Origin of the sequence: Companilactobacillus farciminis KCTC 3681 = DSM 20184 (genome assembly GCF_002706745.1) — a bacterium.
GTDB lineage: Bacteria > Bacillota > Bacilli > Lactobacillales > Lactobacillaceae > Companilactobacillus > Companilactobacillus farciminis.
On record NZ_CP017702.1, the window covers coordinates 589911 to 606800 of the forward strand.

Annotated in this window: 14 protein-coding genes and 1 tRNA gene; 14 read left to right on the forward strand and 1 reads right to left on the reverse strand. The window is 36.7% G+C overall.

Annotation, left to right across the window (positions count from 1 at the left end; all coding sequences use genetic code 11):
• Positions 1-42 precede the first annotated feature (42 nt).
• The 12 genes from LF20184_RS02770 to LF20184_RS02825 all read left to right on the forward strand — a co-directional run bounded on the left by LF20184_RS02770 (position 43) and on the right by LF20184_RS02825 (position 10841).
• Entirely contained in the window at positions 43-1119 is a 1077-nt protein-coding gene (locus tag LF20184_RS02770) for a glycosyltransferase (protein WP_010020817.1), read from the forward strand.
• A 39-nt stretch (positions 1120-1158) separates the two neighbouring features.
• A complete protein-coding gene (locus LF20184_RS02775; RefSeq protein ID WP_029606580.1) occupies positions 1159-2634 on the forward strand; it encodes a nicotinate phosphoribosyltransferase in 1476 nt (491 codons plus the stop codon).
• A gap of 2 nt (positions 2635-2636) precedes the next feature.
• The gene (gene nadE / locus LF20184_RS02780; RefSeq protein WP_010020815.1) at positions 2637-3455 is read left to right on the forward strand and encodes an NAD(+) synthase; all 819 of its coding nucleotides are present in this window, start codon (positions 2637-2639) and stop codon (positions 3453-3455) included.
• A 174-nt stretch (positions 3456-3629) separates the two neighbouring features.
• The gene (locus tag LF20184_RS02785; RefSeq protein ID WP_010020813.1) at positions 3630-4820 is read left to right on the forward strand and encodes an aminotransferase class I/II-fold pyridoxal phosphate-dependent enzyme; all 1191 of its coding nucleotides are present in this window, start codon (positions 3630-3632) and stop codon (positions 4818-4820) included.
• 8 nt (positions 4821-4828) lie between these two features.
• A complete protein-coding gene (locus tag LF20184_RS02790) occupies positions 4829-6280 on the forward strand; it encodes a glycosyltransferase family protein (RefSeq protein ID WP_010020811.1) in 1452 nt (483 codons plus the stop codon).
• The gene (locus LF20184_RS02795) at positions 6273-7253 is read left to right on the forward strand and encodes a glycosyltransferase family 2 protein (protein WP_010020810.1); all 981 of its coding nucleotides are present in this window, start codon (positions 6273-6275) and stop codon (positions 7251-7253) included. Before LF20184_RS02790 ends, LF20184_RS02795 begins: the two co-directional genes overlap by 8 nt.
• A 5-nt stretch (positions 7254-7258) precedes the next feature.
• Entirely contained in the window at positions 7259-7693 is a 435-nt protein-coding gene (locus tag LF20184_RS02800; RefSeq protein WP_010020809.1) for a hypothetical protein, read from the forward strand.
• Between the two features lies 1 nt (position 7694).
• The gene (locus tag LF20184_RS02805; RefSeq protein WP_010020808.1) at positions 7695-8159 is read left to right on the forward strand and encodes a SprT family protein; all 465 of its coding nucleotides are present in this window, start codon (positions 7695-7697) and stop codon (positions 8157-8159) included.
• Between the two features lie 36 nt (positions 8160-8195).
• Positions 8196-8281, forward strand: a tRNA-Leu gene (locus LF20184_RS02810).
• A 138-nt stretch (positions 8282-8419) separates the two neighbouring features.
• Positions 8420-9340: a helix-turn-helix domain-containing protein gene (locus LF20184_RS02815; protein ID WP_081454130.1), complete on the forward strand. Its 921-nt coding sequence runs from the start codon at positions 8420-8422 to the stop codon at positions 9338-9340.
• Between the two features lie 130 nt (positions 9341-9470).
• The gene (locus tag LF20184_RS02820) at positions 9471-9971 is read left to right on the forward strand and encodes an SLAP domain-containing protein (RefSeq protein WP_010020804.1); all 501 of its coding nucleotides are present in this window, start codon (positions 9471-9473) and stop codon (positions 9969-9971) included.
• Between the two features lie 357 nt (positions 9972-10328).
• A complete protein-coding gene (locus LF20184_RS02825; protein ID WP_010020803.1) occupies positions 10329-10841 on the forward strand; it encodes an SLAP domain-containing protein in 513 nt (170 codons plus the stop codon).
• Between the two features lie 497 nt (positions 10842-11338).
• On the opposite strand, the gene LF20184_RS12820 is transcribed toward LF20184_RS02825, so the two are convergent.
• Positions 11339-11971, reverse strand: coding sequence for a hypothetical protein (locus LF20184_RS12820; RefSeq protein WP_198403326.1), 633 nt, complete (start codon positions 11969-11971; stop codon positions 11339-11341).
• 37 nt (positions 11972-12008) lie between these two features.
• Here LF20184_RS12820 and LF20184_RS02840 point away from each other — a divergent pair, with 37 nt between their 5' ends.
• Entirely contained in the window at positions 12009-13883 is a 1875-nt protein-coding gene (locus LF20184_RS02840) for an SLAP domain-containing protein (RefSeq protein WP_010020800.1), read from the forward strand.
• 224 nt (positions 13884-14107) lie between these two features.
• Complete coding sequence (locus LF20184_RS02850; RefSeq protein WP_154646005.1) at positions 14108-16732, forward strand: SLAP domain-containing protein; 2625 nt, start codon at positions 14108-14110, stop codon at positions 16730-16732.
• The last annotated feature ends 158 nt before the right edge of the window (positions 16733-16890 follow it).

The following is a 16890-nucleotide window of genomic DNA, read 5'->3' on the forward strand; positions in this document are numbered from 1 at the left end:
GTATTATTATACACGAGAAAGATTAATTTGAGAGGTGTCAAAATGCGCGTTTTACATATTAATGCCGGTAATGAAGACGGTGGAGCAAGAACTTATATTATTAGCTTAATGAAAGGTCAAAAGAATATTGGAGTTGAAAGTACTCTGTTGACTTTCCAAAGAGGTCCAGTTTCAAAGATGGCTAAGGAAAATGGGCTAAGTGTTTCAGTGATTGAGCAAAAGCAACGTTTTGACTTGTCTATTTTGAAACCACTGATCAAATATATAAATAATAATAATTTTGATATTGTTCATACTCATGGACCACGTGCTAACTATATTTTTTCCTTAATTCGGAATAAAGTTAACGCTAAATGGGTTATTACAGTCCATTCTGACCCTCGTATCGACTTTTCAGGTCTTAGAGGTTCAGTTATGCTCAAATTAAATCTGCACGCTCTAAAGAAGGCTGATTTGCTTTTTTACGTCAACCCCGATTTGGAAGAATACTTTGAATCGTTGAAAATTCCGACTGGTAAAACCTTTGAAGTTTTTAATGCGATTGATTTTACAGGAATTAATCCAACCTTTAATCGACAATCTACTTTTAGTTTATTGGAAGTAGCAAGGTTGGTTGATGTTAAAAATCATAGATTGCTATTGAATGCATTAAGCAAAGTTGACTTTAATTTCAGATTGACTTTAGTAGGTGATGGTCCTCTGATGGATGAATTACGAGAGTTAGTGAAGAGTCTGGGAATTAATGATAAAGTCGATTTTGTCGGTTTTAAAGAAAATACTGGTGATTATTATCAGGAATGTGATGTTTCTGTTTTGACATCTAAGTCAGAAAGTATGCCAGCGGTATATCTGGAATCAGCAGCTTACGGAAAACCAGTTATTGCGACAAACGTTGGAGCTACAAGTAAAATTATTGATAATGAAAATGGATGGTTGGTAGAGTCTGATAATGAGCAGGAATTGATCAGTGCCTTAAATGATGCCCATTCATTATGGAAAGATAATAACCTTGATCGTAAAGGACTAACTTTGTACCAAGATGCGCGTGACAACTACTCAATAGAAAAATTAGCTCAAAAAGTAAATGACGGCTATCAAGCGACTTTGGATGCTAATTAATGTAAAATAAATTCTGTTAATCAAATTATTAAGGGAGATATGATGACTCAATTTCAAAATGAAGATTTAACTTTGCATACTGATTATTATGAACTCAATATGATGTATACATACTGGAAGAAGGGGCTGCACAATCGTCGGGCAGTTTTTGAAGTTTATTTCCGTAAATTGCCTTTCGATAATGGTTTTGCTGTCTTTGCAGGCCTAGAACATGTGGTTAATTATCTTAAGAACTTAAGTTTTTCAGATTCAGATATCGATTACTTGCGTGAATATGGGGAATATGATGAAGAATTCTTACGCTGGTTAAAAGATATGCAATTCAGTTGTACAGTGCGTTCAGCTCTAGAGGGAGATTTGGTTTTCAATGAAGAACCAATTTTCCAAGTTGAAGGACCACTAGCACAATGCCAATTGATTGAAACTGCCGTTTTGAATATGGTTAATTTCCAAACACTTATTGCTACTAAAGCCGCTCGTATCAAGACTGTCTGTGGCGATGATCCCGTTATGGAATTTGGTTCTCGTCGTGCCCAAGAAGTCGATGCCGCTATTTGGGGAACACGTGCCGCATACATTGCTGGTTTTGATGCTACAAGTAACGTTTTGGCTGGTAAATTATTTGGTATTCCAATTTCTGGAACGCATGCCCACGCTTTAGTCCAAACTTACCGTAATGAATACGATGCTTTTAAAGCTTATGCTACAACCCACAAGAATTGTGTCTTCTTAGTTGATACTTATGATACTTTGAAGAGCGGTGTTCCTAGTGCTATCAAGGTTGCTCGTGAGATGGGCGACAAGATCAACTTCTTAGGCGTTCGAATCGACTCTGGTGATATGGCTTATATTTCTAAGCGTGTTAGAAAACAACTTGATGAAGCTGGATTCCCTAATGCTAAGATCTATGCCTCAAATGATTTGGACGAAAAGACTGTTTTGAACTTGAAGATGCAAGATGCCAAAATTGACGTCTGGGGTATCGGTACTAAGGTTATTACAGCCTTTGACCAACCAGCTTTAGGTGCAGTCTACAAGTTAGTAAGTATCGAAGATGCCAAGGGTAATATGATGGATACATTGAAACTTTCTAGCAACGCCGCTAAGATTTCTACACCAGGTAAGAAACAAGTTTGGCGTATTACTAACAACGAGAAGAATGACAAGTCAGAAGGGGACTACGTAACTTTCTGGAATGAAGATCCTCGTGAGCACAATTCACTTTACATGTTCCATCCACAATACACATATATCAACAAGACAGTTGAAGATTTCCAAGCTAAGCCATTGCTTCATGACATCTTCGTTAATGGAAAATTGGTTTATGACTTACCAACTGTCAAAGAAATCAAAGACTACTGTGCAGCCAACTTAGATTCACTTTGGGATGAATACAAACGTATCTTGAATCCACAAGTTTATCCAGTCGACTTATCTTCAAAACTATACAGTCATAAGATGAAGTATATCGAGAAGATTAGAAATGATGTAAACAATATTAGATTAGGTGACTAAAAATGAGACCATTGCAAAAAGAAATTATTGAATTTGAACATGCTAAACCAGAAATCGACCCTGAGGCTGAAATTAGACGCTCAGTTGATTTTTTGAAGACTTACTTAAAACAACACAGCTTTTTGAAAACTTTAGTGTTGGGTATTTCTGGTGGACAAGATTCCACATTAGCTGGTAAATTATCAGAAATCGCTATGACAGAGCTTCGTCAAGAAACTGGAGATAATGACTATCAATTCATTGCTGTTCGTTTGCCTTACGGTGAACAAGCTGATGAATCAGATGCTATGCAAGCTATCGAATGGATGCAAGCTGATAAGGTTGTCCGTGTAAATATCAAAGACAGTGTTGATGCAATGGTAAAAGCCGTTGAAGATAATGGTTTAACTATTTCTGACTTTAACAAGGGTAATATCAAAGCTAGAACGAGAATGATTGCTCAATATGCGATTGCCGGAGATAACAAAGGTGTCGTTGTCGGAACTGACCATGCAGCTGAAAATATCACTGGTTTTTATACGAAATACGGTGATGGTGCTGCTGATGTAACGCCGTTATTCCGTCTTGATAAGCGCCAAGGTAAGGCAATGTTAGAGAAATTAGCTGCACCAAAGAATCTTTATGAAAAAATTCCTACAGCTGATTTGGAGGAAGACCGTCCAAGTTTACCTGATGAAAAAGCTCTGGGAGTTTCTTATAAAGATATTGACGATTATCTTGAAGGTAAAGATATCGATCCAAAACATGCTGAAATTATTGAAAATTGGTATAAGAAGACAGCTCACAAGCGTCGTTTGCCTTATACAGTTTTTGATGTGTAATAATAAGTCCAACCAATTTTTCGAATTGGTTGGACTTTTTTATCGGTTTGATTGAATATTTGAATACGCTTAACCCGTTGACAGACAATAACAAACTAATGTCTTAATCAGTTCTATCTAATGAAAATCATATGTTAGAATTAAACTGTAATCTTTAAGAAGAGGTGTTTAACAGTGAAAAGTGATTTAATCTCCCTTATGAAACCATCAGTTGTGGCCATTAAGCAGCAAGATATCTTTAAGTTTAATGCCAAAGCTAAGAGTATACCCGGAGCTGTTAATATGACCGTTGGTGAACCTAATTTTCCAACTCCTGATCATATTAAGAAAGCTGCTATTGCGGCAATCGAAGAGAACAAAACTCACTATACAGTTCCTGAAGGAGACCATGAGCTTTTACATGCAGTAGCTACTTATCTACATGACAAGTACGATTTGAATTATGATCCAGAGAGCCAAATTTTGGCTACAGCTGGTGTTACGGAAGGTGTTTTCTCAGTTTTTAATGCAATTTTGCAAACTGGGGATGAAGTTTTGATTCCATCGCCTTCATTTACGATTTATGGACCAGATGCTAATTTCAATGGAGCTTCGCCAGTTTATTTAGATACTTCAAAGACTGGCTTTAAGATGACTCCAGAAGCTTTAGCTGAAGTTTTGAGAACTAATCCTAGAATTAAAATTTTATTATTGAATTATCCAAGCAATCCAACTGGTGCTAGTTATACTAAGACAGAATTGGAAGCTTTGGCTGAAGTCTTAAAAAAACACGATATTTTTGTCGTTAGTGACGAAATTTACAGTGAATTGACTTATAATTTTAAGCATGTATCATTCGGAACAATTTTGCCTGAACAAACTATTTTGTTGAATGGTTTATCTAAATCGCATGCTATGACTGGTTGGCGTTTTGGTGTTGTCTGTGGACCGGCCGATGTTATTGCTCAGATCAACAAGATTCACGAATTAGCCACGACTTCAATTACTTCTATTACACAATATGCTGCCTTAGAAGCTTATAAGAATGGCTACGATGACCCAATTTCGATGCGCAAAGAATACCAAGCTCGTCGTGATGTTTTGCATAAAGGATTAAAGGATTTAGGCTTTGAATGTCCTGATCCTGACGGTGCTTTCTACTTGTTCATTAAGATTCCAGAAGGTCTTGAACAAGACGATGTCAAATTTGCCAACGAATTGTTGCAAGAAGAACATTTAGCAATCCTACCAGGAAGTTTCTTTGGTATCGGTGGCGAAGGTCATTTGCGTTTGAGCTATGCTGCAAGTATGGACAATATCAATGCTTGCTTAGATAAACTTGGTGATTTTGTGAAGAAGCACAGTAAACTAGTTCATCAAGTATAAGGGGTATCATGCTAAGTAAATTTCAAAGTATCATTAGCAAATTAGTAATCGTCTGCTTGGTAATCTTTACGTCAGTCGTTTTGATCCAAGCTGGACAATTTTATACATTAAATTATTTAAAAATAGAACCAGTATTAGCGATACTGGTTTTTCTTTGTGCAATTATTTTTGTCGGTGGAATCGGACTTTTACTCTACCGAATTCATGACGATGATAAAAATCTTAACCGTCTGATTTTAATCAGTCTCTTGTTAGTCTTTGCCATTGCAGCTTTAATTTGGTTGAAATTAGTTCCGCAGACACAAGTCAGTGACTTCAAAGCTTTTTGGAAAATGGCATCGAAAGCTTTGGATGGCGAAAAGATTTTTAGTTACGACAACGATTATTTCGCCAAATGGGCTTATCAAACCGGCTTTTTAGTCTACGTTATGACGGTGGTTAAAATCTTTGGACACCACGTGATAGCAATTCAATTGTTAAACGTCTTGTATCAAGTTTTGATCTTATTGATGGTCTATTTATTAGCTGTCAAGATTACAAAAAAAGTTAAATTAGCTCGTTTGTCAGTCTTTATTTTGATGATCGACTTAGATTGGTTTGCCTTGAATAGCCAGGCAGATAACCAGTATCTCGGGATGCTTCTGTTCTTAGTAACATTTTATTTGATATTGAAAGATCGTTATTGGTCTTATGCACTAGCTGGTTTAACTCTTGGCGTGGGAAGTATTATTCGGCCAATTGGTCCAGTCATTATTGCCGGTATCGTTGTTTACGCTTTGATTTATTTATTGATTGAGAATAACTCTTTCAATTGGTCAAAAATCATCAAAGTGTTGATAACTCTGTTGATTTATCAAGTGATTTTTTCTGGAGCTAGTTTGGCAATTAAGAATTCGGGACTCAATTCTTATGGTTTAACTAATCGAGATTCTGAATGGAAATTTGTTGTCGGTTTGGATGCTAATTCTGATGGTGCTTATGATCAAAAGATGGTCGACCGTTTCAATCTCAAGGATAGTCGAGCTAAGATGAGTGCTAAAGAGCATCAAGTTATTCGTGAGAACATCGCTAATCTTAACGAAACTCACGGCTGGCTAAAACTGCTTTGGTATAAGAATGCTAAATTGTGGGCTCAACGGGCAATTACCATTGACTTCACCGGAGTTGAAACGAACCATTCACTGAAGACGAGCAACTTTATCAAATTACTTGGCTATTTAGGCTCATTGGTCTTGATAATCACATCGTGGTTTGGTTCAATCAAATTATTGAAGGGTACCAACAAAGAGTTATTTCTATTATTATTACCACTAATGGCGTACGCCGTTGTACAATTATTAATTGAAGTACAAGGTAGGTATCGACTAGAGTTTCTACCTGTTATCGCAATCTTAGGCGGAATTGGTCTGTCTTGGATTTACGATTGGTTTAAATTAAAATGGGGGAAAATGAATGTCTGATTTATTCAAATTAAGTATTGTAGTCCCTTGCTACAACGAAGAAGAAGTTCTGCCAGAAACGACTAAAGAATTATCACAAATTGTTAATGGTCTAATTGAGTCACGTAAGATTTCTGCTGATAGTAAAATCGTTTACGTTGATGATGGTAGTAAAGATAAAACTTGGGCAATGATTAATAATTTTTCTAAAGAAATTGATATAGTTTCTGGTGTTAAATTAAGTCGTAATTTTGGTCACCAAGGAGCTTTGTTGGCTGGAGTTACGAGCGCGTCAAAAGATTCAGATGCCGTTATAACGATAGATGCCGATTTACAAGATGACGTAAATGCCATTCCTAAAATGGTCGACGAATATCTCAATGGCGCTGAAGTGGTCTATGGCGTTAGAAATAATCGTGATACAGATACAGCCTTCAAACGTAATACGGCCGAAATGTTTTACAAATTCATGGGCTTTTTGGGCGTTCACTTGGTTCCTGATTCAGCTGACTATCGTTTGATGAGTCAAAGAGCTTGCCAAGTCTTGTTGAGCTATCGTGAAAGAAACTTGTTTTTACGAGGCATCGTACCATTGGTAGGTTTCAAGTCCGCCAAAGTTTATTACGCTCGTAAAGAAAGATTTGCTGGAGAATCTAAGTATCCGCTACGCAAGATGATCAAATTTGCGATGGATGGAATCACGTCATTTTCTATCGTTCCCATTAAGATGATCATGGGATTAGGATTTTTTATCGTTTTAGTTAGTTTAGTTTTATTGATTTATAGTTTTATTCAAAAAATCAATGGTAATGTTGTCGATGGCTGGTCGTCACTAATGATATCTATTTGGGCACTTGGTGGTGTACAATTAATTAGTATTAGTGTGATCGGTGAGTACGTTGGAAAAATCTTTAGCGAGGTCAAACAACGTCCAAGATTTACTATTGAAAGAGATATTTACACTGAAAAAACACAAAAAGAAAACAAGAGGTAATTACTATGAATGCCGCACAAAAAAGAGCTATGCAATATGGCAATTTGATCAACAGTACTGTTCAATCAATTCAAGATGAACAAGATAAACTTAATCCAGAATTTGAAAAATTACGTGATGCGCTAGACCGTAGCAAGGTTGATAAGATGGATGATGTGGAATACACAAAAATTCAAAAAGATTTCGCCACTGGAACAAAGAATTACCGAACAACCTTGGCTAAATTGGAAAAAGGTAAGGCTCCAGCTAGATTGATGGGAACTCACATTAATTTAGTTTCAGCTTTCAAAAATTATGTTGCTGGTTGTGCTGATATGACTGAAAGCATTGGCGACAATAAGACGATTGACCGTCACAAGTTTGATGAAGCAGAAAAGAAGCAAGATGAATACATGGATAAGTTTTCTAAATTGATTCAAAAGTTGACTAACTTAGCTTAAAATGACAGATTTAGAATTAACTACATTAGTAAAAAAGGTTTCCCAAGAATATTTTGGGAAACCTTTTATTCATCAAGCGTATTTCAATAGTCGATTAAAAACTACTGGTGGTCGTTTTCATCTAAGAGATAGGAATATTGATATTAATCCAAAAATATATCGAGATTTTGGTAAAGAAGAATTAGTTGGTGTCATAAAACATGAACTGTGTCACTATCATTTGTACAATGATGGACTACCAGCTCAGCACAAAGATCGGACCTTTAAGATTCTTTTGCAACAAGTTGGTGGCAGTCGTTTTTCACCGATAAAAAGCTCTATTCATAAGAAAACTTATCATGTCTATGAATGTACCAATTGTCAGCATATTTACCATCGAATTAAAAAAATAAATACCCGTCGTTATGTCTGTGGAAAATGTCATGGAAAACTAAAATATATCAAAGATATTACCATTTCGTCTTGATAATTTTTTTATTTATGTGTATAGTAGAACGTGCATGCGGGTATGGCGGAATTGGCAGACGCGCAAGACTAAGGATCTTGTGGAGAATTATCTCCGTGGAAGTTCGAATCTTCTTACCCGCATCACTAGAGTAGTTGGACATTAATTTGTTCGACTGCTTTTTTTTTGCAGTTGTTGACGATACTGGCAATCGGGCACAAAAAAAATTGTGCATGTGCAAATATTTATAAAAATATATATTGATATTGGATTATTTATTTATGATAACTATATATATATTCTTATCCGGTGGTATAGTATTATTGATAAATGTCATAACGATAGATGGGAGTGTGTTGCCATTGTTTCTTGGATCAATTATTTACAATAAAAGACGAGAAATGAACTTGACTCAAATTGAGTTAGCTGATGATATTTGTACTCAGAATACAATTAGCAAAATTGAGAAACATAATATCGCACCCACGGTCAATATCCTTATTAAGATTTGCTTGAAATTAAATTTAACATTAAACGATGTTTTTAGCGATTTCTCAAGTAAAACTTCTGCCAAAGAGGACAGTGCCCTGGATGTGCTAGAAAAAGATACATTGTTGAAGAACACTTCGGATGTAGCAGAAAGATTGTCATCACTTGAAGGAAAATTGAGTGATAATGACATGAAGCAATACGAATTAATTACTGGTGTGTTGGATTATTGGAAGGGTAACTTTGATGCCTCATTGTTTACCCTTGATAAAGTTTTGCAGTATACCAAATCAGCTGATGATGATATTTATACTTTGTTAGCTTATTTGTTCAAAGGACTAGATTATTTAGGACAAGAACATAATGACCGCGCGCAATACTATTTCCAAATGATTTCTAACGCTTGTGATGAGGATGTCGAACTCAAAAATGCCAATGAATTGGAAATCCTCTTTATTTGCAAGACTTTAGCTGGTTCGTTTGCAGAAATGCAATCTTATCAAACATCATTTGACTTCAGTCAACGTGGTTTAAAATTCGCAAATGAAAAACATGTTTCATATTTCTTGGATGAACTAAATTACTTTGCTGCCTTGTCAATCAAAGATGATAAGAGCAAAAAGGCCGATTATGAAACTTTCAACAACTTGGCTTATTACTTAGCTAAAGTGAATGAAAATAGTGATTTATTGAAGAAGATAGATCATAAATAAAATTAAAAATCATCGGATTATTCAATCTGGTGATTTTTTTTATAAATAAATGTGTAAGCTCAATTATTGTAATATTTGTTTAAACATCATATCATTTAATTAGTCTAAGGAGACTAAGGAAGTTTAAAAAATGAAAAAGCTCGCAGTATTATTTTTAACGATTTTACTTGGCTTAGGTTTTTCATTTTCACCGACTAGTGTCAAGGCTGAATCCGTGGACAACGGAAGTTTTGTAGATGTGGATTCATCTTCAGCGGATCTGTACAATTCCAATGGAGATAATCTTGGGAGAAAAGTTCCAAAAAATAGTACATGGTATCTTGGGAAAACTATTAGTATTAAAAATACGGACTATTATCAAGTAGCTACCGATGAGTATTTGAGCTCCAAGGATAGCTATACCTTTAGTAATAGACCGGAGGTTATTAAGGTTTCATCGACTGATGGAGATGTACCTTTGTATGATCATAACTTTGTTCAATTATCGGATGTAGCACTAGCACCAGGTACTTCTTGGTATTCGGATAGAGTAATTTTCACACCTGACGGAATGCCATTTGTACGTGTAGCGACAGATGAATATGTGGGCATGTGGTATGTCATGCAACAAGAATTCTCAGCTAAATTATAAATAACCAAAAAAAGATTATCTTGATCAAAAGATAATCTTTTTTTATTTTCATGATGTATAGGTCTACAAAAGTCAATATTATCAAGGGTTATAACGTTTTCTTATTTTTGTGATATACGATATATTGAAAATTTGATAGAAAAAATAAGGATTTTTGAACGATATTTCTTGTAATAGTCTTCCAAACCTTGTACTATAAAGTTGCTTATAATTATGCCAAATTTATATAGCTGACTGTGTGAAATATTAAATTTTTTATTTTATTACATAAAACCAATTTTGTGTGCGCTTTTTTTCTGCCAAAAAATAAGTGTACAGAGGGTTAAAATATTTGAATTATAGTGAGATCAAGGAAAAATGAAAAAATCTATCTTGTTTTTAGTGTGTGCACTTTTAGGTGTCGGAGGTTCTTTAGTATCAACTACTGATGTTAATGCCGAATCAGTAAGTAAGGGGAATTTTGCTCAAGTAAGTAGTGAAGAAGCACCTGTTTATGATCAAAACGGAAATGCTACTGATGTTGCTCTTCAAAAGGACAGTACTTGGCAAGTTGCTAAGACTCAAAATATTAACGGAACTGACTATTTCCAAGTTGCAACTAACCAATTTTTGAGTGCAAAGGATAGTTTTGCATACAAAAACCGTCGAATGGTTATCAAAGTTCAATCACTCGACGGCAAAGATAAAGCTGTTAATGTTTACGACCATAATTTAGTACAAAAAAGCGACGTATCTTTAGCATCTGGAACCAAATGGGCTACAGATACTGTTATCAATACGTCTAACGATATGCCTTTCTTACGTGTTGCTCCTGATCAGTACGTTGCCATGTACGATGTTGTTGAACAAACTTTCAAGGCTACTATTTAATTTATTTTTTATAACTGTGTGTGTGAATTATTAATCTGGATGTTCGTGGTATGCCGACCATGGACATCCTTTTTATTTTATACATATCAATTTCGTGTACACTGCCAAATGTACTTGAATTATCTAAACGATATATATGAGGTCTTTCCTTATTACAAGTAATATAGTACTATCACTTGCTCATAATTTTGATTCAATTTTTGTAAGAGGTTTTTTCCAAAAGTGGAATAAAACTTTATTAAGGTAATATTATCAATTCAGTTAATGAATTTTTTTCGATAAATGAACAAGATAATATAAATATCATGGCTATTATTATAAATTTACACTTTTTACGAATGGTATACGACTAAAATGGTCAAACCTTTGGGAGAGTAAGAAATTTAAAAAAAAGAAAAAACAAGCAAAATTATTATTCTGGCATATTGGTTCGAAATATTTAGTATGGGCGCTGAAGAAAGAAGCGTGATTGATATGTTATTGAATAAAAAATGTGTTTATTTAGGAGTTACGTTATTTTCGGCATTGATCTTAGGAGGAGTCACGACGTCCCAAACGGCTAAAGCTGCTACAACTAGTGATACGACAACCTCGACTACTAGTTCAACGTCATCAACCTCGACAAGTCCAAGTACGACAACCGTTACTAGTCCAGTAACAACCGCAACTAGCAGTACTACGGCACCAACGACTTCGACAAGTACTAGTCCAACTACAAGCACTACTTCAAGTGGTACAACAGCTAGTCCGACAACGACAGCAAGTAGCAGTACAGCACCGACTACCTCAACTAGCACGACGGGGAGTACAGTAACTAGTCCGACGACAACGACAAGTAGCAGTACGACACCAACGACTTCGACAAGTACTAGTCCAACCACAAGCACTACTTCAAGTAGTACAGCAACTAGTCCGACAACGACAACAAGTAGCAGTACAGCACCAACTACTTCAACTAGCACGACAGGTACAACAACTAGTCCTACTACAAGTACTTCAACGAGTGGAACTACGGCACCAACAACATCTACTACTACAACAAGTACGATAACTATTCCAAGTACTAGTTCAAGTACGACTACAACTCCAGCAACTGGAACTACAACAACGACAAGTCCAACAAGTACCACAACAACCACGGGGACGGACACAACTGGTACTTCAACTATGACTTCGACGGCTACAACGGGGACTAATCCATATGTCATTCCAAGTAATGTGACTGATAGTACAGTTGTTAACTTTGCTGATCCATTGCTAGGTGCAGCTGTTAAGACGGCTTTGAATATTCCTGCTAGTGATCCAATTACGGTTGGCGACATTAAGGGATACGTCAACCCAACATTAGGAATTATGATGACTAGCTATGAAATGGATCATCCAGCTGGTGGAGGTAGTCCACAACCTGGATCTTCGATGACCGACCAACAAGATACACCAATTGAGAGTCTTGATGGGATGCAATATTTGCAATTGTTGCCAACTAAAACTAGTGTCATCTTCCAAGCTAAATTGGCATCAGATGAGAATGCAAATACAGATTTGAGACCACTAGATGGTATTAACTTTAGCCAACTTACACTTGACGGTAACTTTAGTGATTCAGATGCTAAGGAAATCGATGTCAGTCAACTAGCTGATCTAAATCTTTCTAAAGCAACGTACTTTGAATTGAGTGGCGGTTCAACTACAGAACCAACTGGAGGTTTGAACAATCAAGAATTAGCTGAGGTTGCTCCAACAATTGTTAAATTTGCTAATAATGGGCAGAGTTATCACACAATTGAATTAGGTTACTCAGGTATTTCCGACTTTACGCCATTGCAAGGAGTTGAATCTGGACAAGGCGTATCTGTCATTGCAGTATCGAATACAGTCAATGATCCAACACCAATTTATGCAGTAACAGGTCAACCAATCACGTTTACCGCACCTAAATTACTTGATTTGGATGGTAAAGATTTAGCTGGCAACTATCATTATTCAAGTTCAGTCCTTTCAACTGCTTTAAAAGATGACAATTTAACTAATAATGACAACGATAGTTATACTTTGACTAATGCAGATCCTAATGCCAAGTACTTAACTTATGGTCAAATTGGTTTTGCTGATTATACTCCTGATGCTTATACATATGAAACCAAGGGAACAACCTTATTTGAAAATGTAACCATGGTTTCTCAACCATTAGTTTGGCAAGCACATCCCACAGTCACGATTAATTATGTGGATTCATCAGGTCAACCAATTTTGTCCGATGGTGCGCCAATGACTAAGACAATCGACGGTAATTTGATTGGTGATTCCTATGATTTGACATCTGACAGTCAAGTTCCAGGATATACTTTGACTAGTCCAACAACGTCATTGACAGGAACCTTTACACAAAGTCCTAAAGTCGTAGATTTGACATATGAAGTAACTCCACAAACTTCATCTTCAGAAACTACGCAACCAGTAGTAACTCAACCAACTACGACAACTACTACATCATCGACATCTGGTAGAGTACCTATTGCCGTCTATGATGTGGAAGGCGACTCTCCAAGTGCTGAAAAACTAGAGGATATGGGAGTTCGGGCAACTACTCAAATTGATGGACAATTGTTCTACTTGGTAGGTTATGGTCAATGGGTTTTAGCCAGCGATTATAGCGATGTTGTTTCACCAACTAGTGGCGTGGTCAGAACCTTTGATAGCACAAGTGGTCTGGTAAATGCTTATGGCCAACCAGTTTCCGAAAAATTAATGCCTAATACGGAATGGAAATATAGCAAGATCGTAACTATCAACGGTGCTAAATATTATCAAGTCGCCACAGATGAATTTTTGCCTGTCCAAAGCGGGGTTGAATTTGTTTCGACTAAAGGTACAGTTAAAACTCAAACCAGAACTGCTCTTTACGATTCACAAGGTAAGAGCTTAGGACAATCATTGTCTAGTGGTACTAGTTGGTATACTGACGGCTATGCCATGATCAATGGTGTCAAAATGTATCGTGTTGCTACTGACGAATGGATTCCAGCTAGTGACGTTATTTAAAATTAAGAATTAAGGATTCATGATTATTATTTGGATTAATTTTCTGATAATAATTATGAATCCTTTTTTTATTCCAAATGGTCTACCTCGACTTTTCTGTTCTAGTTAGCATGTCTCTCTAGAGAAAAGGGGATATTTGATTAAAAAATAGACGTCTGTTTTTATTTGGTATATGTCAAAAACTAAGAATATTATTAGTTCAATTAAAGAAAAGAGGGATATGTATGACTATTAATAAAAAATATATGTATTTAGGCACAACCTTGTTTTCAGTATTAGTACTCACGTCTATGTCAGCCAAAACAGTTAAAGCCGACACAACCACGGATTCTACTGCCACGGCTCAAAATACAGGAACGACGGATGCCACCGAAAAAACTGCAATTACAGATTCTACGACCACACCAACGACCACGACTTCTATGATTTCTACAAGTGCGACTACGCCAACTAGTGCAACTTCATCAAGTACGACACCAACTAGTTTTACAACGGCTAGTTCCACCACGCCAAGCACAACGACGTCCACTACCACAACTAGTACAGCCAGTTCTACTTTGACTAGTCCAACTACAACATCGACTGCAACAACTCCAACAGAAAGTACGACACCGACGACTTCAACAGCCACGACCAAGCCAAGCACGACTACAACTAGTCCTACTACGAGTACCACGACCGTCACATCGACTGTCACGACTGGATCCAGTACAACGAGTACTACAACTACACCAACGACTAGTCCAACAACCACAACTACGGGGACAACAACTACAACATCTCCCACAACGAGCACCTCGACGACTCCGACAACAGATACGACTACGGTTACAGGGACAGTGGACAATGGAACTTTAACTTATGAGATTCCTAGTGATGTGACTGATGATACGGTGGTTCAATTCAGTGATTCATTACTCGGTGATATCGTAAAAAAACAGCTTGGACTCACAACAGCTCAAGATATCACAGTGGGCTCAATCAAAGGGTTTAAACAGCCTATTTTCAATGTCGATGAAGCTACTTACGAGATGCACTTGAATAATTTACCAACTTATTCTACGCAACAAGCCACTCCAATCGAAAGCCTCAATGGTATGCAATATTTACAGTTATTACCATCAACAACACAAGTGTATCTTGGCTTTAGATTGGCTTCTGATGATAAAGCTAACACCGATTTGACGCCTTTGGATAAATTGAACTTGAACAAATTTTCGGTAGTTGGCAATTTTGGTAATACGAGTGCTAAACAGATTGATGTTGGCCAGTTAACTAAGTTGAATATTTCCGGCAATAATTCTCTGGTTGGATTATATGGCGATAATGAAAAGCTTAGTCATTCTGGTGTGACTAATGAACAATTCAAGCAAATTGGTCCTTGGTACGCGGCCATTACGAATAAATATAGTGATGCTTTAATATCAATGACTAATGCTTCAGTAACTGATTTTTCACCATTGGATAGTGTGAGTCGGACTAGTGAAGCCAGCTTGTTTGACGTTCAAAGTGAGATGACGGATTCGCCTGTCTACGCTGTTCACAATCAACCAATCACTTTCAAACCAAGTCCTAATATTGGAATTGATGGAGATGATTTGGCTGCTACTTATAGTTATTCTCCAAGTGCTGCGAGTGATGATTTGGTTAGTGGCAATATTGTTTATAATCCTACTGACGGCACTTATACATTAGCTGACCCGAATCAATCAGCCACTGAATTGAAATATGGCGATATTGGATATACTGCTAATACGCAAGATTACGTTCGGAAATTTTACGGTAATTTTGAATTTAGATATTACGGAATGACAACACGACCTTTGATTTGGCAAGATCATCCTACAGTAACAATTTATTATCAAAACTCAGCTGGACAACCAATGTTAAACGATGATGGCTCACCAATGACAAAGACTTTCTCTGGAAATTTGATTGGCGATAGTTTTGATTTCACAACTGACAGTGCGATAGATGGTTATACTTTGACTAGTCCAACTACGATGCTACAAGGAAAGTACACTCAAGCGCCGCAAGGAATTTATCTTCAATACACGAGAAATGCGACTACAGGTGGCGGGGGAACAACGACTATTCCACCAATTGAGACACCTCAACAAGATGAACCGACTGATAATCGAATTGAAGTGGAAGTAAATTATGTCACACCAGATTCTCCTGAAGCCCAAATGGGTGTCAAAGCTACAACGATGATCAATGGTGTGGAATTTTATATGACTGGATATGGTGATTGGATTGCAGCCGATACATACAATGGCGTCAAAGAGGACAGCGAAGGTATCGTCAGAACTACATCAACTAATGTCACTTTATATGATTCGAAAGGACAACCAATTTCTCGTCAATTATCATTAGATACGGCTTGGAAGTATTCTGGAATCGTTACGATCAACGGAAAGGATTACTATCAAGTCGCAAGTGATGAATTTTTGCCTTACAACAGTGGTTTGGAGTTTAATTCAATGGGAGCCACGGTTAATGTAACAGTTTCAGAAATTACACCTTTGTATGATTCCAACGGACAATTGTTAAATAGAACCTTACCTAATAGTAGTACTTGGGTAACCGATGGTTATGCGATGATTAATGGCGAAAAGATGTATCGAGTAGCTACTAACGAATGGATCAAAGCGGCAGGTACGACCGATTTTGAACCAGTTTCACAAACGTTTCATACAGACGAAGCGACCTATTTATACGATCAAAATGGCAAGATGTTGACGAGAAGTTTGCCAGCTGATACTGATTGGAAAGTAGACCGAATTGTTTATATTGACGGACAAGCATATTATCGAGTTGCGACCGATGAATATGTAAAAGTCGTCTAAAAAGAAGTTTCCAGTCGTTTGCAAAAGCGGTTGGAGATTTTTTTATTTCTACAATTGGTATACGCATAATCTGCGAACTTGTTGGTGTGACGGGAGTCCTTAAAACCGTATTATTTTATTTATTTTTTGTAGCAACTTTATATTGGTATATATAAAAA